This is a genomic window from Aeromonas lusitana (assembly GCF_002812985.1).
Taxonomy (GTDB): Bacteria; Pseudomonadota; Gammaproteobacteria; order Enterobacterales; family Aeromonadaceae; genus Aeromonas; species Aeromonas lusitana.
The window spans coordinates 63,144-82,207 of the sequence record NZ_PGCP01000031.1; the positions used below are offsets into that span (position 1 = coordinate 63,144).

At 62.8% G+C, this 19,064-nt stretch carries 21 protein-coding genes; 10 read left to right on the forward strand and 11 right to left on the reverse strand.

Annotation, left to right across the window (positions count from 1 at the left end):
• Positions 1-378: 378 nt before the first annotated feature.
• Genes CUC44_RS16455 through CUC44_RS16465 form a run of 3 tightly spaced genes read right to left on the reverse strand, consistent with a single transcriptional unit; the run spans position 379 to position 6,015 of the window.
• Entirely contained in the window at positions 379-1,851 is a 1,473-nt protein-coding gene (locus CUC44_RS16455; RefSeq protein WP_100860956.1) for an efflux transporter outer membrane subunit, read from the reverse strand.
• Complete coding sequence (locus tag CUC44_RS16460) at positions 1,844-4,927, reverse strand: efflux RND transporter permease subunit (protein ID WP_100860957.1); 3,084 nt, start codon at positions 4,925-4,927, stop codon at positions 1,844-1,846. The genes CUC44_RS16455 and CUC44_RS16460 overlap by 8 nt, the downstream gene beginning before the upstream one ends.
• Entirely contained in the window at positions 4,924-6,015 is a 1,092-nt protein-coding gene (locus CUC44_RS16465; RefSeq protein WP_100860958.1) for an efflux RND transporter periplasmic adaptor subunit, read from the reverse strand. The genes CUC44_RS16460 and CUC44_RS16465 overlap by 4 nt, the downstream gene beginning before the upstream one ends.
• A gap of 169 nt (positions 6,016-6,184) precedes the next feature.
• On the opposite strand from CUC44_RS16465, the gene CUC44_RS16470 reads away from it, so the two are divergent.
• Entirely contained in the window at positions 6,185-7,081 is an 897-nt protein-coding gene (locus tag CUC44_RS16470; RefSeq protein ID WP_100860959.1) for a LysR substrate-binding domain-containing protein, read from the forward strand.
• A gap of 89 nt (positions 7,082-7,170) precedes the next feature.
• Positions 7,171-7,644 carry a DUF4442 domain-containing protein gene (locus CUC44_RS16475; protein WP_050717265.1) on the forward strand — a complete coding sequence of 158 codons (474 nt, stop codon included), beginning with the start codon at positions 7,171-7,173 and terminating at the stop codon, positions 7,642-7,644.
• A 65-nt stretch (positions 7,645-7,709) separates the two neighbouring features.
• On the opposite strand, the gene ybcJ is transcribed toward CUC44_RS16475, so the two are convergent.
• The 4 genes from ybcJ to CUC44_RS16495 all read right to left on the reverse strand — a co-directional run bounded on the left by ybcJ (position 7,710) and on the right by CUC44_RS16495 (position 10,741).
• Entirely contained in the window at positions 7,710-7,943 is a 234-nt protein-coding gene (ybcJ, locus tag CUC44_RS16480) for a ribosome-associated protein YbcJ (RefSeq protein WP_100860961.1), read from the reverse strand.
• A gap of 175 nt (positions 7,944-8,118) precedes the next feature.
• Positions 8,119-8,517: a MaoC family dehydratase gene (locus CUC44_RS16485; RefSeq protein WP_100860962.1), complete on the reverse strand. Its 399-nt coding sequence runs from the start codon at positions 8,515-8,517 to the stop codon at positions 8,119-8,121.
• Entirely contained in the window at positions 8,514-10,298 is a 1,785-nt protein-coding gene (locus CUC44_RS16490; RefSeq protein WP_100860963.1) for a class I poly(R)-hydroxyalkanoic acid synthase, read from the reverse strand. The genes CUC44_RS16485 and CUC44_RS16490 overlap by 4 nt, the downstream gene beginning before the upstream one ends.
• A 92-nt stretch (positions 10,299-10,390) precedes the next feature.
• On the reverse strand, positions 10,391-10,741 hold the full coding sequence (locus CUC44_RS16495; protein ID WP_100860964.1) for a phasin family protein: 351 nt from the start codon (positions 10,739-10,741) through the stop codon (positions 10,391-10,393).
• Positions 10,742-11,043: 302 nt separating this feature from the next.
• On the opposite strand from CUC44_RS16495, the gene CUC44_RS16500 reads away from it, so the two are divergent.
• From CUC44_RS16500 to pdxY, 3 genes are all read left to right on the forward strand, one after another.
• Positions 11,044-11,601, forward strand: a complete 558-nt coding sequence (locus CUC44_RS16500) for a VC2662 family protein (RefSeq protein WP_100860965.1) — start codon at positions 11,044-11,046, stop codon at positions 11,599-11,601.
• Positions 11,602-11,678: 77 nt separating this feature from the next.
• Positions 11,679-12,434: a DUF429 domain-containing protein gene (locus CUC44_RS16505; protein WP_100860966.1), complete on the forward strand. Its 756-nt coding sequence runs from the start codon at positions 11,679-11,681 to the stop codon at positions 12,432-12,434.
• A gap of 375 nt (positions 12,435-12,809) precedes the next feature.
• Positions 12,810-13,673: a pyridoxal kinase PdxY gene (gene pdxY / locus CUC44_RS16510; RefSeq protein ID WP_100860967.1), complete on the forward strand. Its 864-nt coding sequence runs from the start codon at positions 12,810-12,812 to the stop codon at positions 13,671-13,673.
• 39 nt (positions 13,674-13,712) lie between these two features.
• Here the strand turns inward: pdxY and CUC44_RS16515 are convergent, their stop codons facing one another.
• From CUC44_RS16515 to cyaB, 4 genes are all read right to left on the reverse strand, one after another.
• On the reverse strand, positions 13,713-14,027 hold the full coding sequence (locus CUC44_RS16515) for an antibiotic biosynthesis monooxygenase family protein (protein ID WP_100860968.1): 315 nt from the start codon (positions 14,025-14,027) through the stop codon (positions 13,713-13,715).
• 126 nt (positions 14,028-14,153) lie between these two features.
• Positions 14,154-14,660 (reverse strand): GNAT family N-acetyltransferase, encoded by a 507-nt coding sequence (locus CUC44_RS16520; RefSeq protein ID WP_100860969.1) that lies wholly within the window; start codon positions 14,658-14,660, stop codon positions 14,154-14,156.
• A 211-nt stretch (positions 14,661-14,871) separates the two neighbouring features.
• The gene (locus tag CUC44_RS16525) at positions 14,872-15,264 is read right to left on the reverse strand and encodes an NUDIX hydrolase (protein WP_100860970.1); all 393 of its coding nucleotides are present in this window, start codon (positions 15,262-15,264) and stop codon (positions 14,872-14,874) included.
• Complete coding sequence (cyaB, locus tag CUC44_RS16530) at positions 15,261-15,830, reverse strand: class IV adenylate cyclase (protein WP_100860971.1); 570 nt, start codon at positions 15,828-15,830, stop codon at positions 15,261-15,263. The genes CUC44_RS16525 and cyaB overlap by 4 nt, the downstream gene beginning before the upstream one ends.
• Before the next feature lie 263 nt (positions 15,831-16,093).
• Between cyaB and CUC44_RS16535 the strand changes: the two genes are divergently transcribed.
• The 5 genes from CUC44_RS16535 to CUC44_RS16555 all read left to right on the forward strand — a co-directional run bounded on the left by CUC44_RS16535 (position 16,094) and on the right by CUC44_RS16555 (position 19,034).
• Positions 16,094-16,939, forward strand: a complete 846-nt coding sequence (locus CUC44_RS16535) for a DUF5718 family protein (protein ID WP_100860972.1) — start codon at positions 16,094-16,096, stop codon at positions 16,937-16,939.
• Between the two features lie 274 nt (positions 16,940-17,213).
• Positions 17,214-17,546 carry a YnfA family protein gene (locus tag CUC44_RS16540; protein ID WP_100860973.1) on the forward strand — a complete coding sequence of 111 codons (333 nt, stop codon included), beginning with the start codon at positions 17,214-17,216 and terminating at the stop codon, positions 17,544-17,546.
• 26 nt (positions 17,547-17,572) lie between these two features.
• Positions 17,573-18,025, forward strand: a complete 453-nt coding sequence (locus CUC44_RS16545) for a GNAT family N-acetyltransferase (RefSeq protein ID WP_100860974.1) — start codon at positions 17,573-17,575, stop codon at positions 18,023-18,025.
• A 59-nt stretch (positions 18,026-18,084) separates the two neighbouring features.
• A complete protein-coding gene (locus CUC44_RS16550) occupies positions 18,085-18,570 on the forward strand; it encodes a GNAT family N-acetyltransferase (RefSeq protein WP_100860975.1) in 486 nt (161 codons plus the stop codon).
• Positions 18,567-19,034: an ASCH domain-containing protein gene (locus CUC44_RS16555; protein ID WP_100860976.1), complete on the forward strand. Its 468-nt coding sequence runs from the start codon at positions 18,567-18,569 to the stop codon at positions 19,032-19,034. The genes CUC44_RS16550 and CUC44_RS16555 overlap by 4 nt, the downstream gene beginning before the upstream one ends.
• Positions 19,035-19,064: the final 30 nt, after the last annotated feature.

The window sequence follows — 19,064 nt, forward strand, 5'->3', positions numbered from 1 at the left end:
TGGCAGGGACGACATGGGCCCTGAGAGTCGATCCGATCAAAGTGGTCATCTCACATAACCCGCGGCGTCGACCCGTTGAAAAAACCGTGGGGCAGGGGGCGAGATGGCCCTGCTTTTGGTCAACATGGCGCGTTTTAGCATTTATCAAATTAATGCTGAGTGACTTTGCATTTGATTTATCACTGGGCTGGGAGTGTGTCATGTCTTTGTTGGGGAGGTTTAGCTGCCTGCAGAGGCCCCAAATGACGAGCCCCGGCAAGATGTCGGGGCTCGGTGTGGACCGTGCTTGTTGCGGACCACTCCTGTCGTGAACAGATCCTTGTGGCCCGTTGTTACCGACCACGCGGTACGGGCCACTGGGTACGGATCAGAGAAGGGTTATCCCTCAGTGGGCTGCGGGGCCTGCCAGTCGCCTCCTAATGCCTTGTGCAGCAACACCACATTGGTGGCGGTGCCAAGGCGCGCCACCACCTCGGCGTCCCGCAGGCTGTTTTGCTGGCGCTCGGCGTCCAGTACCCGCAGCTGATCGACCAGGCCGGCACGATACAGGCTCCTGGCCTTGCCGAGCGCCAGCTCGGCCTGCTGGCTCGCCTGGTGCAACGCATCCCGGTACTGCTGGCTGTTGCCGTAGGCAATCAGCGCCGTTTCCACCTCGTTGAAGGCGGCATTGACCGTGTGCTGATAGCTGAGCGCGGCCTCTTCCAGCCCCGCCTGCTGCGCCTTGACCCTGGCCTCGCCCCGGCCGCCATCGAACAAGTCCCAGGAGAAACCCGCTCCCAGCATCCAGGATGTGGAGCCGGAGCGGAACAGATCGTCGAGATCCCCCGCCACCAGGCCCGGGCTGCCGGTCAGGAACACCTTGGGATAGCGGGCGGCGATGGCGGCGCCCAGTTCCTGGTTCTGGGCGGCGATGGCGCGCTCGGCGCTGGCCACGTCGGGCCTGCGGGTCAGCAGGCTGGCGGGCAGGCCGGTCGGGATCAGGGCTGTCATGGCGGGTAGGGGACGCTGGCTGAAGCGGGTCTCGGTCTTGGCAACCGGCTCGCCGAGCAACAGCGCCATCCGGTTCAGGTGCACGCTCCTGGCGGTGGCTAGCAATGGCAGGCTGGCCCGGGTGCTGGCGAGGGCGGCGCGGGCGTTGGCAAGGTCGAGATCCGAGCCGTAACCGCTGCGCTGCAGGGATTCGACCATGGCCAGGGTCGCTTGCTGGGATCGCACCGTGTCGGCGGCGATCCGGCTGCGCTCCTCGGCGCCGCGGTATTGCAGGTAGTTGTTGATCACGTCCGCCGTCATGGCGGTGATCAAGCCCTTGCGCATTATCTGTGCCTGCTCGGTGCGGATGGCGGCGGCCTGGCTCAGGCTGTCGATGCGACCGAACAAGTCCAGCTCCCAGCTCGCGTTGACCCCGACGAAGGCGGCGGTGGGATCCCTGTCCATCAGCTGCGCCGTGCCGCCACCGAGGGCACCGGGCAGGGCGAGGGGAGACACAGCCGGTCCGGTGAGGGCGCCATTTTCACTGAGGCGCGCATCCGTGTAGCCGCCCCCGAGGCTTAAAGTAGGCACCTTGAAGGAGGCGATGCTCTCCTGATAGGCCTGGGCCTGCTGGATGCGCTGGCTCGCAATCTTGAGGCTGATGTTCTGGCGCTGGGCCGCCAAGACCAGGGCGTCGAGCTCGGGATCCTGGAACTGGTGCCACCAGGCGAGGGGGCTCTCCCCGCCGGGCTGGGTGCCCGGGGTGGCCTGATTGAGGTAGAACTGGCTCACCGTATGGGTCGGCGGCTGGTAGTCGGGAGCCAGGCTGCAGCCCCCCAGCAACAGCAGGCCGATGAGGGCACTGAGGCGACGCTTATTCATGGGAAGGCTCCTGGTGGCTGGGTTGGGCGGCCTGGGACGACTGCGCTCGTCCCTCGCGGGCGAAGAAGATCATGTAGAGGGCGGGCATGACGAACAGGGAGAGCACAGAGGCCGCCATCAGGCCTCCTATGATGGTGGCGGCCATCTGATCGAACAGCCGATCGGTGAGCAGGGGCACCATGCCGAGCACTGTGGTGAGGGCCGCCATGGAGATGGCCATGGTGCGATTGAGGGTCGCCTCCTTCACCGCGTCGCCCAAGGATCGGCCGCTGCGCCGCTCCAGCTCGACCTGATCGAGCAGGACTATGCCGTTTTTGATGATCATGCCGGAGAGGCAGATCATGCCGACGATGGCCATGAAGCCGAAGGGTTTGTCCGCGAGCAGCAGGCTCCAGATAATGCCGATGGCGGCCAGCGGCAGTGTGATGAAGATGATCAGCGGCTGACGATAGGCGTTGAACAGGGCCATCAGCACGATGAACATCATCACCGCCGCCTTGGGGGTCTGCAGCATGAGATCGTCGATGGCGCGCTTCTCGTCGTAATACTCGCCCCCCCAGTGCATCTGGTAGCCCGCCGGCAGCGCTATGGCTTCCAGCGCCGGGGCCAGCTGCTTGCGCACGGTGGCGGCCGTGGTATCGCCGCTCACATCGGCCTGCACCGTGATGGCCGGCAGCCGGTTGCGGCGCCAGATCATGCTCTCCTCACCGCCGATTTTGATCTCGTCCAGCACCTGGCCGAGGGGTACGCTGTGCTGGCCGAGCACGGAGCGCACCGGCAGATCGGCCAGGGTCTCCAGGCTGCTGTTGGCGCTGCGCAGCTTGATGGGGATGAGATCGTCCTGCTGGCGCAAGGTGCCTATCTGCAGCCCTTCGGTGGCGCTGTGGATGGCCATGGCGATGTCGGTGTTGCTGACCCCCGCCAGGCGCGCCGCCGTCTGGTTGATCACAGGGGTGACCAGCTTGCTCTGCTGGCGCCAGTCATCGCGCACGTACTTGGTGTGGGGGTTGGCGCTGATGATGGCCTGGGCCTGCTGGGATAGGTGGTGCAGCACGGCGGGATCCGGCCCCTCGAAGCGGGCTTCTATGCTGAATTTGTCCTTGGTGGCGAGCTTGAGGGCACGGAATCTCGGCTCGGCATAGGGGAAGCGGCTGGCGAGCCAGGCATCGCCCCTGGCCACCAGGGCGGGGATCTCGTCAAAGGCGCGGGCGTTGATCAGGATCTGGCCATAGCTCTGATCCTGGGGCTCGGGCTCGACGGTGACCGAGAAGCGCGGTGCGCTCTCGCCGACGAAGCTGGAGATGCTGGCCACCTCGGGCTGGGCCAGCAGCCACTGCTCAATCTGTTTCATGTCCGCCGAGGTGCGCTCGATGCGGCCGCCGTTGGGCAGCCAGTAGTCGAGAAAGACGATGCTGCGATCCGAGCTCGGCATGAAGTTCACCGAGAGCAGGGGCGCGGCGAGGCCGGTCAGCAGCAGCAGGGGCAAGACGATGAGCATGGCCCGCTTGGGGTTGTCCACTGTCCAGTGCACGGCGCGGCGATAGAGGCGGGCGGCCTTGCCCTCGGGCTTGGCGTCCTCATCTCCGCTTGGCGCCTTGATGAAGGCCCAGCACATCAGGGGGGTGATCACCATGGCCACTACCCAGGAGAGCAGCAATGAGCTGCACAGCACCTGCACGATGGAGATGGAGAACTCCGCCGAGTCGGTCTGGGAGAGCAGCACAGGGGTGGCGCCGAGGCAGGCAACCACGGTGGCACCGAGCAGGGGCAGGGCCATCTCGGCGATCGCCTGCTTGACCGCCTCGCTGCGCTCTATCCCCTTGCGCACCTTGGCGACGAACAGATCGACGATGACGATGGCGTTGTCGACCAACATGCCGAGGGCCAGGATGAAGGAGCCGAGGGATACCCGCTGCAGATCGACCCCGGTGAGGTTCATGTAGACCAGGGTGAACAGGATGTTCAGCAGCAGGCTGACCCCGACTATGGTGGCGCTGCGCCAGCCCATGAAGATGAGCAGCACCACCACGACGATGACGATGCTTTCGATGAGGTTGATGACGAAGTTGTTGATGGACTTGGTCACTTCCCCCGGCTGGTAGGCGATGGTGCCGACGGAGGCGCCGAGGGGCAGCTCGGACTCGAACTGCTGCAGCACGGCGCTCAGCTCATCGCCGATACTGACCACGTTGATGCCGCTCTCCGGGCTCACCGCGAGTGTGATGGCCTGCTGGCCATTGAAGCGGCTCTCGGTCAGGGTCGGGGTCTGGTAATCGAGATAGACGTCGGCCACATCGCCGAGGCGCAGGGTGCCGCGTTGCCCGCCGGCGCCCGTGGTGAGCATCAGGTTGCGCACGTCCTCGACGTTTCGGTAAGCCCCGCTCTGGGCCACCCTCAGGTTTTCCATCCCGACATCGTAATCACCGGCGGCGACCGGCATGTTCTGGCTGTTGAGCTGGGCGATGAGCTCGGCCATGGAGATCTGGCTCTTGGCGAGGCGCTCGCTCGACACGTCGATGTTGACCACCTGCTCCTTGACGCCGTGCAGCTGCACCTTCTTCACCCCGGGCACCGCCTTGAGGCGGCGCTGCAGTTCGCGGGCCTGATCTTTGAGCTGATGCATGGGAATGTCGTCGCCGTGGACGGCGAAGAGCATGCCGTACACCTCCGAGAATTCGTCCTGCACTATGCTGATCTGGGCCTGGGGCGGGAGCGTGAGTTTGACGTCCTGCACCTTGCGCCTTAGCAGATCCCACTGCTGTGGCAGCACATCAGTGCCATATTTCTCCTGCAAATCGACGAAAATCATGGAGCTGCCAGGGCGGGAGAGGGATCTCAGCTTCCACAGGGATCCCATCTCCTGCAGCTTGGTCTCGACGGGATCTGTGACCAGAGCCTCGACCTCCTGGGCGGTGGCGCCCGGGTAGAGGGTGACGATGACGGCGCTCTTCACCGTGAAGGAGGGGTCCTCGAGTTTGCCGAGATCGAAATAGGAGTAGATCCCGACCAGGGTGCAGAGCACCGAGAAGAAGACCACGAAGGTGCGCTGACGGATGGCAAAGGTGGAGAGTGTCATGACTGGGCCACCTGCTTGATGAGGCGCACGGGCTGGCGCTCCTTGAGCAGGGCGCTGCCAGCGGTGACCACCTTGTCCCCGGCGAAGAGCTGGCCCTTGACGCACAGGCTGTCGTGGCGCTGGCTGACGACTTCCACCGTCACGCCGATGACCTGGCCGGCCCGCACCGTCATGACCCGGTTTTCGCTGCCCTGGCTCTTGACCGCGCTGGCGGGCAGGCAATGAAGCTGCGCGCTCCCTGGCAGGGAGAGTTCGATGCTGACCGACTTGCCGGGCACCAGCTCGGCTGAGCTATCCAGCAGGCGGAAGGTCACCTCATGGGTGCGCTTCAGCGGATCCGGCAGGCTCGCCAGCTCGCGGCTGACCGCCCTGACGGCTGCATCCTGCCGATACCAGCTGAGGTTCGCCCCCATGCCGGTCTTGAGCAGGCCTATCTGCTGCTCCGGCACGTCCACCACGGCCTCCAGGATCCTGGGCTGATGTAGGGAGAGCACGGGCACACCGGGAGCCGTCTGTTCGTGTTCGTCGATGAAGCGCTGGCCAATCACGCCGTCGAAGGGGGCGCGCAGCTCGCTGTACCCCAGCGCATCCTCGGCCTTGGCGAGGGATTGTTGCAGCGTCTGGACCCGCGCCCTGGCCTGGGCGTTGGCGCTGGCGGCCCTGTCCAGGTTGATGCTGGCCATGGCCTTGTCGTTGACCGCCTGGCGGGTGCGCTTGAGCTCCACCTCGGCCAGTCGGCTCGCCGCCTTCGCCTCCTTGAGCATGGCGGCTATCTCGCCTCGCTGGACCCGAAAATCGTGAGGGTCGAGGCGCGCCAGCACCTCTCCCTTGCTGACCTTGTCTCCTTCTTTCACCAGGATGGTGTCCACAGTACCGGCCACCCGAAAGGCGAGTTGGGCTCTCTGGTGGGAGCGGATTTCGCCGCTAAAGCGCAGGGTCTGGCTGGCCGAGTGCTCGGGCAGGGTGATGACGTTGACCGGGCGCGGGGCCTCGGCCTTGTCCGAAACGGGATCCTGGCCACAGCCGCTGAGCAGGGTGCCCAGGATGACGACACAAATAGATGAAAGGGGGAATTGCCGGTGTTTCATAGGTTAAAAGTCCAATAATTCAGAGACTAAAGGACTATTTTATCCGGTCTGATATGGCCGATAATCAGCCTGTGATTGCCTACACTGTCTCGATTTCCAGGACAATTGATGGGGCTTGGCCTGTTACCATAGGGATGAAGGTGAGCAAACATGGGCTGCAGGAGGAAGGGTGAAGATAGACGATCTCAAGTTGTTTCTGTCGGTGGTGGAGCTGGGGGGCTTTACCAGCGCGGCCGATGCGCTGAACATTCCGCGCTCCAACGTGAGCCGCCGGATCAAGGATCTGGAAACCGAGCTCAACGCCAAGCTACTCACCAGAACGACCCGCCGCCTGACCATGACTCCTGTGGGTCTTGAGTACTACAACAGCCTACAGCACATCATCAGCCAGCTGGATCAGACCCACGAGCAGATCCGCACCCAGAGCCATCAGCCTGTCGGCAACATCAAGATAGGGCTGCTCAATGATTCAGATATCTTCATCCACGATATCCTCGAGCGGTTCTTGAAAAAATACCCGAAGATAAACATAGAGTTGCACCTGAGTAGCGTCGGTTATCGGGACATTCTGAACTATGGGCTGGATGCCAGCATCCATATCGGGGATGTCATCGACAACAGCTTCGTCGCCCGCACCATATTGCCCTTCACGCGCAAACTCTACGCCAGCCGGGAGTATGTGGAGCGCCACGGCAGACCGGCCTCCCTCGAGGATCTGCATGGGCACAACGTGCTGGTGACACGCCTGCCGGACGGTCAGCTCGACAACAAGCTGATCTTCAATCACGGGGAGATCCTGATCAACAGCCGGGTGATTTCCAACAGCTCTTACTACATTCGCCACGCCGTCTCCCAGGGGGATGGCATCGCCGTGTTGCCGGAGATCACCATGCGGCCCCAGGTGGAGAGTGGCGCCATCATCGACTTGCTGCCGGAGTACGAGACCACCATGGACAACATCTGGCTGGTTTATCCGAGTCGCAAGGGACTCTCTTACGCGGCGCGTCTCTTCATCGACTATGTGCTGGAGCAGGTATCCCTGCTGCTGACGGAGAAAGGTGCCTGAGGGCTCACAGCGCGGGAAAAGGGGGCTTGCCTATGGGGTGTGATGCTGGCAACATTTCATTCACACCCACTCATCGGATCAGTTTGCACATGGACTTGCAACGCTTCAAAGCCAACCTCGCCCTGCGCCTCTTCGCCTGGCGCTACATTCCCGTCATCGGTTTTTGTGCCCCCGTCATCGAGCGGATGGATGCCAAAGCCTTGCGCATCCGCATTCCGCTCGGCTGGCGCACCCGCAATCATCTGGGCAGCATGTATTTTGGCGCCCTGGCGACCGGTGCCGATCTGGTGGGGGGCCTGTTGGTGATGGAGAAGGGGCGCACAAGGCGCAAGAAGGTGCATTTCGCCTTCAAGGATGTGCAGGGGGAGTTCTTGAAGCGGCCCGAGGCGGACGTGCGCTTCGATTGCGAGGCGGGGGAGGCGATTGATGCCATGATCGACGAGTCGCTGGCGACCGGGCAGCGGATCAACCGCCCCATCCAGGTGGTGGCCACCTGTCCGTCATTGAACGGCGATGAGGCGATGGCGCGCTTCGTGCTGACCCTGTCGATCAAGGCCAGCTGAGAGACTCACATTCTGCAGAGGGCTCGACCCATGGCCGGGCTCTCCTGCCAACAAGACGGTGATACTCACTCGATCTCGGGGCTGATCCCTTCTTTGACCACCACCTTCATGCCGTTGAAGTTGACCACCTGACCGGCCACTATCTTGCAACGCTTGCGGGTCTCGACCTGGCCATTCACCTCGACCAGACCGTCGGCGACCAGCGCCTTGGCCGCGCCACCGCAATCGGCCCACCCCTGATGCTTGATGAGATCGCACAGGGCGACGAAGGGGTGACCCTCGAGCAGAAACGTTTCCATGGTAAATCCTCTCGCTAACAATGAGTGCCGGACACGGCAGGGCGGCTATTTTAGGCAGTTAGGGCCAGCAGGGAAAGGGTCAGGGCCGGATTGGGCCAGAAAAAATGTCGGCGTGGGCGGATAGCATTCAGCCCGGCGGACCGGGCTGAATGGATTATGACGATATATGTCTGGTCTAGCCGTATTTCACCACGGCTTCCCCGGTCACGGCCAGCGCACCGCCTTGGGTGAAGATGCGGGTGGCCAGGGTAACGATGGGTTTGTCTTCACGCAGGGCAATCACCTCCACCTCGGCTGTCACCTCATCTCCCACAAACACGGGTTGCTTGAAGCTGAGGCTTTGGCCGAGGTAAACACTGCCCTCGCCGGGCAGATGCTGGCCCAGCAGCCCGGAAAACAGGCTGGCCAGCAACATGCCGTGAACGATGGGGCGCTCGAATACCGTGGTGGCGGCAAAGGCCGGGTCCAGGTGCAGGGGGTTGAAGTCCTCCGACAGGCCGGCAAAGGCGCTCACCTCTGCCGGGCCGAAGCGCTTGCTCAGGCTGGCCTTCTGACCGATGGCGAGGGTGCTCATGCAGTTGCCTCCTCTGTAGCCGTGCTGAAGATGGGGTTGAGCCGTACCTTGACGTAGTCGCCGGGAGCTGCCGCGAGCCCCTCAGTGGGTACGCGGGCGGGCACGGGTTCCAGCTCCTCATCCCGGCTGCCGATAAAGCCCATCATCTGGGGCCACCAGGAGCCGGCCTGATGGGTCGCCCCCTCGAGCCAGGCCTCCGGAGTCTCGGCCTCGCCAGCGTTTTGCCAGAAGCCGTACTTGTTGGCCGCCGGTGGATTGATGATGCCGGCGATGTGACCGGATTCGGCCAGAATGAAGTTCTGTTCGCCGCCAAACAGCTTCATGCCCTGCCAGGTCCCTTGCCAAAGTGCGATGTGATCGTCAATGGCGGATACCAGCAGCACTGGGGTCTTCACCTTGGATAGATCGATGCGGGTCTGGCGGATCTTGAGCTCCCCCTTCACCAACTGATTCTCCAGATAGAGGCGGCGCAACAGGCTGTTGTGGGTCTTGCCCGCCACGTTGGTACTGTCGCTGTTCCAGTGCAGCAGATCGAAGGCCACCGGGCTCTGGCCCTTGAGGTAGCTGTCGATGTAGTAGTTCCAGTAGAGGCTGTTTTCCCGCAGCAGGCTGAAGGATACCGCCAGCTGGCGCCCGTCCATGATGCCCTTGGCCTCATTTTGGGCCTCGAGCGCCGCTATGATGGGCTCGTGGATGAAGATGCCAAGCTCACCGGGTTGGGAGAAGTCCAGCAAGGTGGTGAACAGGGTGGCGGTGCGCACTCGCTGCTTCTGACGGCGCGCCGCCAGCCAACCCATGGCTAACGACAGGGCAGTGCCACCGATGCAATAGCCGATGCCGTGCACCTCCCGCTCGCCGGTGGCTGCCTCGACGGCGTCCAGGGCGGTGATGACGCCGTCCACCACATAGTCGTCGAGATCGATCTGGGCCTGGGCGGCCCCCGGGTTGCGCCAGGAGATCATGAACACCGTCTGGCCCTGGGCGACCAGCCAGGCCACCAGGGAGTTCTGGGGCCGCATGTCCATGATGTAGTACTTGTTGATGAAGGGGGGCACGATCAGCACAGGCGTCTTGCCCACCGTCTCCGTGGTCGGGCTGTACTGGATCAGCTCATAGAGCTCGGTGCGATGCACCACCCGGCCAGGGGTGGTCGCCAGATCCCGGCCCAGCTCGAAGGCGGATTCGTCGGTCAGCCGGATGTTGAGCTGATCGGCGCTGCGCTCCAGATCTTCGGCAAGCAGCGCGAGGCCGCGTACCAGATTCTGGCCGTCGGATTCCAGGGTCAGCTTGAGCAGCTCGGGGTTGGTGGCCAGGAAGTTGCTGGGGGCCATGGCGTTGATGTATTGGCGAGTGAAGAACCGCAGCCGCTCCCGACTCTTCTGGGGCACGCCTTCCAGCGCATCCACCGAGGCCAGCAAGTGCTTGGCGGTGAGCAGGTAGGATTGCTTGAGGTAGTCGTAGATAGGCTGCTCGCTCCAGGCCTCGGCCTTGAAGCGGCGATCGCTGCGCTCCGGCGTGATCACAGGCTCGCTCGCCTGGCCCGCGCTTTTCAGCAGGGTGTGCTGCATCAGCTTGAGCTGATCCTGCCACCAGTTCATCTGGGCCTGGATCAGCTGCCAGGGCTGCTGGCTGCCTTGCTCCAGTACCTGGCCGAGATCGTCCAGGTTGGTCTGCAGCAGGGCCTGTGCGGTGCGCTCGGTCTGAGCCTTGGCCATGCCGAGCAGCTTCTCGTTATAGTGGGACAGGGCCTCGAACAGCGGGCCGTACGATGATTGGCTCATGTTCTCTCCTTCACCCACGCTCGTGGCGGGAACTAGCCCGTGGTCTCGAGTCGTGGGGAGATGTGGCTGCCCGAGCGGGCAGCCAGGGGTTATCAGGCCTTGCCCGTGCTCTTTTTGATGCCATCCGCGGTCAGGACATCCAGCTCTTCCTTGAACTGCAGACCGAGGGCATTGAGTTTTTGGATGTCATCCAGCATCTGGCGGGAGATCTGGCTGGCGGTTTCCAGCTGTACTGTGCCAAGGGCCGCCAGGCTCTGGGCATCCTGCACCTTGCCCACCGCCTGCAGCTGGTTCAGTCCCAGCTCGGCATAGGCGTTGGCAGAAGCCAGCTGCAACCGGGTCAGCTGTTCGATGTTGCTGGCCAGTAGTTGGTTGTAGCGGGTGAGGGGGGAGGCGAAGCCTTGCATCTGCTCAGTAAAGCTCTTGAGGATATCCATATTCATCATGCGTCTCCATTTCGGCAGAACAATGTTGTTATGAGCCAACAGGCCCTGTTGTTGGGTACAGCTTGTCATCCCTGTTACGTATCGTTTGCTCTGTTCAAACGCACGTTTAACCATTCTGCAACCAAAGGGGTTTGGTGTAAATGACATAAATGTTAATTTCTGTTTGGATTTTTATGATGGTGAAGAGGGCAGAGGGAGGGAGCCAGACGGGAGGTGACGCAGGGGGACCGGCCCGGCCTCGTGCTGCGGGATGGGCACTGGTACGCTGGTGGCCCGCTCAGATCCTGAAGGAACCCCCAATGAAGTCTCTTGCCCTGCTGCTCGGTTGCAGCGCGCTGGCCGGCGCGGCCCACGCCAGCACCCCGGTCCAGGTTTCGCTACTCGGCGTCAATCTGCCGGCCTCTCACCAGGTCGAAGGGGCCCGCGCCTCCTTCCTGTATGGCCGCACCGGTCAGGTCAAGGGCATAGACTTGCCGGTGTTCGCCCTCTCCGACGTGGATCAGTTCACCGGCTTGCAGCTCGGCATCTTCTTTGGCGCAGCCCGGGTGCGTCATCAGTTTGGCGGGGTCGCCATCAACGCCGTCAACTGGCACGAAGGGCAGGACACCGGGGTGAACCTCGGCTTCGTCAACCTGACCAACAACGTGAAGGGCCTCAACTGGGGGGCGGTCAACATCGCCAAGGGCAACGCCCTGGCCAACCTCGGCTTCGTCAACTATGCCGAGCGCACCACCTTCCAGCTCGGTTTCATCAATGCCACCAAGCACCTGGATGGCTTGCAGATCGGCCTTGCCAACTACGCCGAGAACGGCGTCTTCTCCATCTTGCCCCTCATCAACTTCAAGAAATCCTTCTAAGAGGGCGCTCCGGCCTTGCATTGACGAGGCCAGGCATTACCCTGTGCTGCATCCATGGTGCAGAGAAGTGATGTGAGATGACGACGAGCCATATGGATGCCATTGGCATCGGTTGGGATGTGAGAGGCTGGCAGGGCAATGCCCAGGCGGTGGCCGTGGTGGGCTGGCAAGCCCGTGAGCAGCGGCTGCATTGGCTGGGGGTTTCCCCTCTGTTTCGGCTGAGCTCCCGGGTGGCTCCGGACTTGGACGCCTTGCTGCGCCCGGCTCTGCAAGACGAGATTAGCTTGATGCAGGTGCTGGCCTGCCCACAGTTGGCCCTTGGCATAGACGCGCCGCTCGCCTTTCCAAGGGCGCTGGCCGAGCTGCTAGGGGGGAGGGGAGCCGAGTGCGCCGTGCCCCAGCGGGAGATAGACAACCCGTACGCCTATCGGGACTGCGAGCGCTGGCTCTATCGCCAGTATGGCAAGAAGCCGCTGTCCGCTACCTTCGACAGGCTCGGCAACAACGCCACCCTGGCGCTCTCCATGCTGCCGCGGTTGGCGGATTTGCAACTGGTGCCGACGCGGGTGCCAGAGACCGATCGCGCCGTGCTGGAGGTCTATCCGGCTCTGGCCAAGGTGGCCGGCAAGGCCTCGGTGGCCAGAAGCGAGATAGCCGCCCATCTGCCGGCGGATCTCGTGGCGGGGACAGACCCTTACGATGCCGCCCTCTGCGCCCTGATGGCGCTGCAATATGCCGCCAAGGGGACAGTCTCCCTGTTGCCGCCTTTGGTGTCGGCCCCCGCCGATTTCCCCCTGGACGAAGGCTGGGTCTATCACTTTGCCCGGGACTGACCCGGCTCTTGGCGGCGATGCTCTCTTTGACGGACTCTCTCCTGACTGAGTCGCCGCCCTTGTTTCTCTTTCCCTTCCTCCAGGTTTCTCGCTGCTGTCTTGGCGTCGAGATGCACAAGCATTGCTTTAAAAATGCCCACATATGCCATCAAACAAGAATATTTGACCCCTGTATCGAGCCGACGAAGCTGTCGCTGACAGTCACACGAGTCGCCAGGCAGAAGATGATCGGACTCGGGTGTGTGCGAGTCACACCATCGCGGTATCCGGGTTTTTGGGCGTTAAATGCCGGTTTGTACCGGGAATCGCTGGAACCGCCGTCTCTTCATCCGATATATTGCCTGCTTTCCTCATGCTTCTTCTGCGGTGGTCTCCATGAAACGCATTCTCTCTATCCAGTCCCACGTGGTCTTTGGCTGTGCCGGCAACAGCGCCGCCGTGTTCCCCATGCGTCGTCTCGGCATGGAAGTCTGGCCCATCAACACGGTGCAGTTTTCCAACCACACCCAGTACGCGGCGGGCTGGCAGGGGATGGCGATGCCTGCCGGCCACATCAGCGCCCTGTGCAAAGGTCTGGGAGATATCGAGGTGCTGGGACAGTGCGACGCCGTGCTGAGCGGCTATCTCGGCTCGGCGGAGCAGGGGGACGAGATCCTGGCGGTGGTGGCCGCAGTCAAGGCGGCCAACCCGGCGGCCATCTATTTTTGTGACCCCGTCATGGGCCACCCGGAGAAGGGCTGCATAGTCGCCCCCGGGGTGACGCGTTTCCTGACCGAGCAGGCCTTGCCGGTGGCGGATATCATGGCGCCGAACCTGCTGGAGCTGGAAACCCTGTGTGACACTCATCTGGCGGATCTGGCCCAGACGCGTGCCGCGGCGCACCGGCTATTGGCCAAGGGCGTGCAGATGGTGCTGGTCAAGCACCTTGGCCGCGCCGCAAGCCAAACTGGTCGTTTCGAGATGCTGCTGGCCACCCAGGAGGGGGATTATCTGGTCTCCCGCCCGCTCTACGAGTTTGCCCGCCAGCCGGTGGGGGTGGGGGATCTCATCAGTGCCCTGATGCTGGCGAACCTGCAGGCGGGCTTCGAGGCGGTGGCCGCCTTCGAGCGCACCAATGCGGCGGTAGACGCCGTGCTGCTGCGCACCTGGCAGGCGGATGCCTACGAGCTGCAGCTCATCGATGCGCAATCGGCGTTCGCTGAGCCGATCGTCGAGCATAGGGCCGAGCGACTGGCCTGAGGAAGATGATCAGCCCGCGCTATGTTGGGCTGATCAGCGTTAGACTTTCTTGGCAGTCTCGCCCAGGGTCACGGCCTGGAAATGCTCGACCGTGGGGAAGGGGTCGTAGAAGTGGTGCAGCAGCGCCTTCCACTGCTGGTATTGGGGGGAGCCCCGAAAGCCCTGGGTGTGATCCTCGATCCGTTGCCAGTTGACCAGCAGCAGATAGCGGTGAGGATCGATCAATGAGCGTTGCAACTGATGCCCTGCGTAGCCCGGCATGGCGCTGATGATGCGCTGGGCCTTGGCGAAGGCCTGCTCGAAGGCGGTGTTCTGGCCCGGGATGACCTGCAATGGGGCGACTTCCAATATCATATGGACTCCTTGTCCGGTAGGGGTTTCGTTGCGAAGAAGTGTCATCTCAGCAACTTATGCCCCAATAAACAAGGCCAGCCTCGCGGCTGGCCTTGTTGTTTTGACCGGACGGCAGGAGCGCCCGGCTCAGAGCTGCTTGTAGAAGAACTGGGTCGCCGCCAGGGTGCCGTCGGCGCTCTTGGCGAAAGCCGGGATCTGCCCCGCCTCCACATAGCCGAGCTGGCGGTAGAGGTTGGAGGCCACATCCCCCACCCGGGAGTCCAGCACCAGCAGGGTGCGCTGGGCGTCGCGAGCCCCTTGCTCCATGGCGAGCATCAGGGCGCGGCCCACCCCCTTGCCACGGGCCTCGCTGTGCACCATGAGTTTTTCCACCTCGGCCCGATGGCCGCCGTTGGCCTTGGTGCTGAGGGAGAGCTGCAGGGCGCCGACCAGATGGTGCTGATCGAAGGCGACCCAGAGCTTGCGCACACCGTCCGCCAGATCGGCCTCGATGCCTTGCCAGTATTCCAGTCCCTGCTCTTCTTGCAGGGGAGGCAGGAAGCCCACCGAGGCGCCGCTGGCCACGCTGTCTTGCAGCAGGGTGATCAGCGCCGGTTTGATGCCTCTGGTGCTATCGACCTCAAGGATCTCCATTCAAACTCCTTATCGCTTCTTTATCATTACCAATAAAATCAATCGCTAAGAATTAAGTTCTCGCCTAGCGGATCAGACCTTGTTCGGCCAACCACTGAAACAGCAGGCGAGATCCCATCCCTGTCCTGCGCTTAGCGGATCAGGCCTCGTTCGACCAACCAGTGAAACAGCAGGCGGGAGGGACAGGCGAGATCTCATCCCAGTCCTGTGTTTAACGGATCAGACCTTGTTCGACCAACCACTGAAACAGCAGGCGCGAGACGGGGGAGATCTGATCCAGATGGCGGCTGTCCAGCCAGCGCAGCTCGGCGATCTCCGCCGAGGCGGTGGGGGGGCCGTCAGCCTCCCCTGTGTAGCAGCGCAGCCGCACATTTACACCTTCCGGCTTGCCGTCGGCCTGAGCGCTGAACTCGCAGGCAAAGCGCAGGGTATCGGGAGTCAGGCTGACCGCGAGCTCCTCGTCGATTTCCCGGACAAGGGCCGCCTCGTCACTCTCACCCGGCTCCCGCTTGCCGCCCGGGATATAGTAGATATCCTTGCCGTGGGAGCGCGCACACAGCAGTTGTTTGTCCTGAAAAGTGAGCCATGCCAGCTTGTCTATCATGTTAAATCCTGCCTTTTAAGTGAGTCATGCTGCTCGCACAGGGTGCGATAGGAGCGGGTCTCCAATTGTCCATCCTGCAGACCGAGCCGGGCGGCCAGCGCCAGCAACTGCTGACGATAAGCGGGCAAGGCGGCTTCGTCGTCTGTCATGATGGCCAGCTCGGCGAAATCGCCTATGCCAGTCAGGTGATCCAGGGTGAGGTGGAAGGGGCCGACAAAATAGATGCTGCGGCGTTTTTCCAGATGCAGCACCTCTTCATAGCCAAGGGTGTGCAGCATGCTGATGGCCTTGTCCGCGTCGCTGATATTGACCGCCTCGCAGCGATCCGGCTCGGGCCCCTTGAGGATCCAGAGGCGAATGCCGGAGGGCATCATGGTGCGGATCACCAGGCTCTTGCCTTCCCGCGCCAGGGTTCGCTCGGGCGTGTCGAAGTAGCAGTCCCGCTCCTGGTTATGCTCCAGCATCACCTCCGGGGTGAGGGCGGCGAGGGCGCGCTGGAAGGCGGCGCGATCGGTCAGGCGATACTTGAATTCCACCTCGAAGCGACCCTCAAAATGTGTGCTCATGGCAGTGCGCTCGTGCTCAATTCGGCAAATCAATAGCGCAGCCTAGCAAAAGTGCGGATCTTACCCAAGCACCTGGATCACAGCCTGGTGCTAATTGTCGCCTTTATGAGCGCCCGGCCCGGCAAAACTGGGGCTGGCGCACAGCTTGGCTGCCACCGACTGGGCGCCATGGCGGGGCTGTGCTCTAATAAGCTCCCTCTTTGGCGGTAGCACCGCTCATGAACAACGACAGCGGCCCGGGGCCGACGAGTGTGGAGTCACAGATGCAGATCACGCAGTTGAGCAACTTTATCGGATTGGGGGTGGCGGGCAACTTCGCCGGTCATCTGGAGCAGGCGGGGGAGGCGGCGGACTTCGTGGCCGTGCAGGTCACCGACAATATAGCCCCCAAGGCGCTGTTCCCCTTCTATGTGCCCTCCCACCCGGGCCAGCTCGGGGTCTTCCCCTTGAGCGGCAACGCCATCTTCCTGCCAGAGGCGGCGGTGAGCGGCGATGAGAAGGTGCAGATAGAGCCGGAAGTGGCGCTCTGGTGCGAGCTCATCTACGCAGGAGATCAAGTGGTGGCCATCCACCCGCGCGCCTTTGGCGCCTATAACGACTGCTCCATCCGTCGCCCCAACGCCAAGAAGATCAGCGAGAAGAAAAACTGGGGCCCAGAGAGCAAGGGGCTGGCCGGGAACCTGTTGCCGCTCTCTCACTTTGCCAAGGGCTGCGAGCTCGACGATTACCGCATCGCCTGCTATCTGGAGCGCGGCGGCGAGCTGCACCCTTATGGCGTCGACAGCGCGGCGGTGGATTACAGCTACTTCCACGGCCAGCTGCTGGACTGGGCCATCGACAAGTTCAACCATCAGCAGGACGAGGGTCCGGCCGAGCACATCCAGGGGCTGCTGGCCCAGGCGGGGCGCCCGAGCCATGCCCTCATCAGCATTGGTGCCACCCGCTATACCCCGTTTGGCGAGACTCACTTCCTGCAACCGGGGGACACAGCCTGCGTGCTGGTCTACCCGGCCAGCCGCTACAGCGAGCAGGATATTCAGGAGGCCATCCGAGCCCGCAGCTTAGGTGCAGACGTCTCGGTGCTGCTGCAGGCGGTCAAGACCCGCTAAGCCTGTCATCAGGCCCGCTTCGGCGGGTCTGATTGTTCTTAAGCACAACGCGGCCCGTGCCCTGTCTGTTCTCCACCCTATATCTGCCGTGCCTTGCACATCCGTTGCCCATCGCACGCAGTGCCAAGCGGATGATCCCCCCGATCCTGTTCGCGCTCCGCCATCAGCCTCCCGCGCCCTGAACGTGCACCTCGAAAGCCGATTGCAGTGGCCGGATATAACAGTATGATTTGCCGAAAGAAGTCCATTCTGCCTGCAAGGATCCCGAGTAATCATGGTTGAACTCAAGACCCTGGCCCTGTTTCTGGTGACCGCGGTTGCCGAGATTGTGGGCTGTTATCTCCCGTATCTCTGGCTGACCCAGGGCAAGAGCATCTGGCTGCTGCTGCCCGCGGCCCTGAGCCTGGCCCTGTTTGCCTGGCTGCTCTCCCTGCACCCGACCGCCGCCGGGCGCGTCTATGCGGCCTATGGCGGCGTCTATATCTTCGTGGCCATCCTCTGGCTCTGGGCCGTGGATGGCATCAAACCCACGCTGTGGGATCTGGTGGGGGCCGGGGTGGCCCTGATCGGCATGGCCATCATTATGTTTGCCCCAAGACCCGCCTGATATCGATGCCAAGGGAGATCAGCAAGATGACGACAGTGGTGATCAGGGAGTGTGAGTTGCAAGACCTGGCCGGGCTGCTGGCCCTCTATGGGGAGCTCAGACCCCAAGACCCCGTGCTCGGTGAGCACGCCGCCCGCGAAGGGCTGGCGGCCCTGCTTGACCAACCCCATACCCGCATCATGGTGGCCCTGGTCGATGGCCAGCTGGCATCCAGTTGCCAGCTTGGGATCATTCCGACCCTCACCAACGGCGGCCGACCCTTCGGCATCATAGAGCATGTGATCACAGGCGCGGCGTTTCGCCGCCAGGGGCTCAGCCACCGGCTGCTCGAGCGCACCCTGGTGCTCGCCTGGGAGCTGGGTTGCTACAAGGTGATGCTGCTCTCCGGGGAGGGGCGAGAGGCTGCTCATCGCCTCTACGAGGGGCTTGGTTTCAAGGCTGGCATCGAGAAAGGGTTTGTTATCAAGGCGCCGCAATAAGCCCATGGACTGCGTACATCGCTAGGACCATGGGACATTCCCCAGTGATGGAGATATCGATGAAGATTGATGCCGCACTAAAGTGCGATCACCCGACCCTGATCGGGATCTGGGAGGCTTCGGTGCGTGCCACTCACCACTTCCTGCAAGAAGCCGACATAGGGGCCCTGAGGCCCATGATCCTCGAGCACTATTTCGATGCCGTGCGCCTCTATTGCGCCAGGCAGAATGGCGTCATCGCCGGTTTTATCGGGGTGGCTGACGGCAATATCGAGATGCTGTTTGTGGCCCCCGAGGCGATGGGGCAAGGGGTTGGCCGTCGGCTGGTAGCCCATGCCATCGCCGAGCTTGGGGCGAGCCGGGTGGATGTGAACGAGCAAAACGAAGGAGCCTGCGGATTTTACCGACGGATGGGCTTCGTGGTGGTGGGGCGTTCGCCCCTGGATGGGGAGGGCAGGCCCTATCCGCTGCTGCATATGGCGCTTGGCGAGGAGGAGCTACCCGCTCAGCCCCTGGCGGCTGATCGGGGTGAGGATCCGTCATGACCCCGCACCAGCAGGCCTTTATGGAGGCCTATCTCGACACACTGAGCGAGGCGGAGCGCGGCGCCATCCCCCAGATGGTGGCGGAGCATTTCTGCGCCGATGAATGTAACGCCAACGAGTGCGCCCGCCTGATCGCCGCCGGTATCAAGCGTGCCTCCTGCAGCCTGAAGGCGGGTTATGAGCAGGCCAACGAGCCGCTGCCCACAGTAGGCAGGCTCAGCCTGGTGCTGAACTGGGCCCAGCAGCCGGTCTGCATCGTTCGGCTGACCGAGGTATCCATCTGCCCGTTCGAGGCGGTGGAGGCAGCATTTGCTGCTGCCGAAGGGGAGGGTGATGGCACGCTTGCGTGGTGGCGTGATGCTCATATGGCGTTTTTCACTGCCTTCGCCCGGGAGGTCGGCGTGCCTTTCAACCCGCAATCCGAGTTGGTGCTGGAGCGCTTCGAGAAGGTCTATCCCGGCTAGCCAATAGTTGCTAGCCGTTGCTAGCAGAGG

Excerpts from the sequence above, each read along its gene's own strand:
- CUC44_RS16455 (WP_100860956.1), bottom strand. The coding sequence starts at position 1,851 with ATGAATAAGCGTCGCCTCAGTGCCCTCATCGGCCTGCTGTTGCTGGGG.
- CUC44_RS16460 (WP_100860957.1), bottom strand. The coding sequence starts at position 4,927 with ATGACACTCTCCACCTTTGCCATCCGTCAGCGCACCTTCGTGGTCTTC.
- CUC44_RS16465 (WP_100860958.1), bottom strand. The coding sequence starts at position 6,015 with ATGAAACACCGGCAATTCCCCCTTTCATCTATTTGTGTCGTCATCCTG.
- CUC44_RS16475 (WP_050717265.1), top strand. The coding sequence starts at position 7,171 with ATGGACTTGCAACGCTTCAAAGCCAACCTCGCCCTGCGCCTCTTCGCC.
- ybcJ (WP_100860961.1), bottom strand. The coding sequence starts at position 7,943 with ATGGAAACGTTTCTGCTCGAGGGTCACCCCTTCGTCGCCCTGTGCGAT.
- CUC44_RS16485 (WP_100860962.1), bottom strand. The coding sequence starts at position 8,517 with ATGAGCACCCTCGCCATCGGTCAGAAGGCCAGCCTGAGCAAGCGCTTC.
- CUC44_RS16490 (WP_100860963.1), bottom strand. The coding sequence starts at position 10,298 with ATGAGCCAATCATCGTACGGCCCGCTGTTCGAGGCCCTGTCCCACTAT.
- CUC44_RS16495 (WP_100860964.1), bottom strand. The coding sequence starts at position 10,741 with ATGAATATGGATATCCTCAAGAGCTTTACTGAGCAGATGCAAGGCTTC.
- CUC44_RS16500 (WP_100860965.1), top strand. The coding sequence starts at position 11,044 with ATGAAGTCTCTTGCCCTGCTGCTCGGTTGCAGCGCGCTGGCCGGCGCG.
- CUC44_RS16505 (WP_100860966.1), top strand. The coding sequence starts at position 11,679 with ATGACGACGAGCCATATGGATGCCATTGGCATCGGTTGGGATGTGAGA.
- pdxY (WP_100860967.1), top strand. The coding sequence starts at position 12,810 with ATGAAACGCATTCTCTCTATCCAGTCCCACGTGGTCTTTGGCTGTGCC.
- CUC44_RS16515 (WP_100860968.1), bottom strand. The coding sequence starts at position 14,027 with ATGATATTGGAAGTCGCCCCATTGCAGGTCATCCCGGGCCAGAACACC.
- CUC44_RS16520 (WP_100860969.1), bottom strand. The coding sequence starts at position 14,660 with ATGGAGATCCTTGAGGTCGATAGCACCAGAGGCATCAAACCGGCGCTG.
- CUC44_RS16525 (WP_100860970.1), bottom strand. The coding sequence starts at position 15,264 with ATGATAGACAAGCTGGCATGGCTCACTTTTCAGGACAAACAACTGCTG.
- cyaB (WP_100860971.1), bottom strand. The coding sequence starts at position 15,830 with ATGAGCACACATTTTGAGGGTCGCTTCGAGGTGGAATTCAAGTATCGC.
- CUC44_RS16535 (WP_100860972.1), top strand. The coding sequence starts at position 16,094 with ATGCAGATCACGCAGTTGAGCAACTTTATCGGATTGGGGGTGGCGGGC.
- CUC44_RS16540 (WP_100860973.1), top strand. The coding sequence starts at position 17,214 with ATGGTTGAACTCAAGACCCTGGCCCTGTTTCTGGTGACCGCGGTTGCC.
- CUC44_RS16545 (WP_100860974.1), top strand. The coding sequence starts at position 17,573 with ATGACGACAGTGGTGATCAGGGAGTGTGAGTTGCAAGACCTGGCCGGG.
- CUC44_RS16550 (WP_100860975.1), top strand. The coding sequence starts at position 18,085 with ATGAAGATTGATGCCGCACTAAAGTGCGATCACCCGACCCTGATCGGG.
- CUC44_RS16555 (WP_100860976.1), top strand. The coding sequence starts at position 18,567 with ATGACCCCGCACCAGCAGGCCTTTATGGAGGCCTATCTCGACACACTG.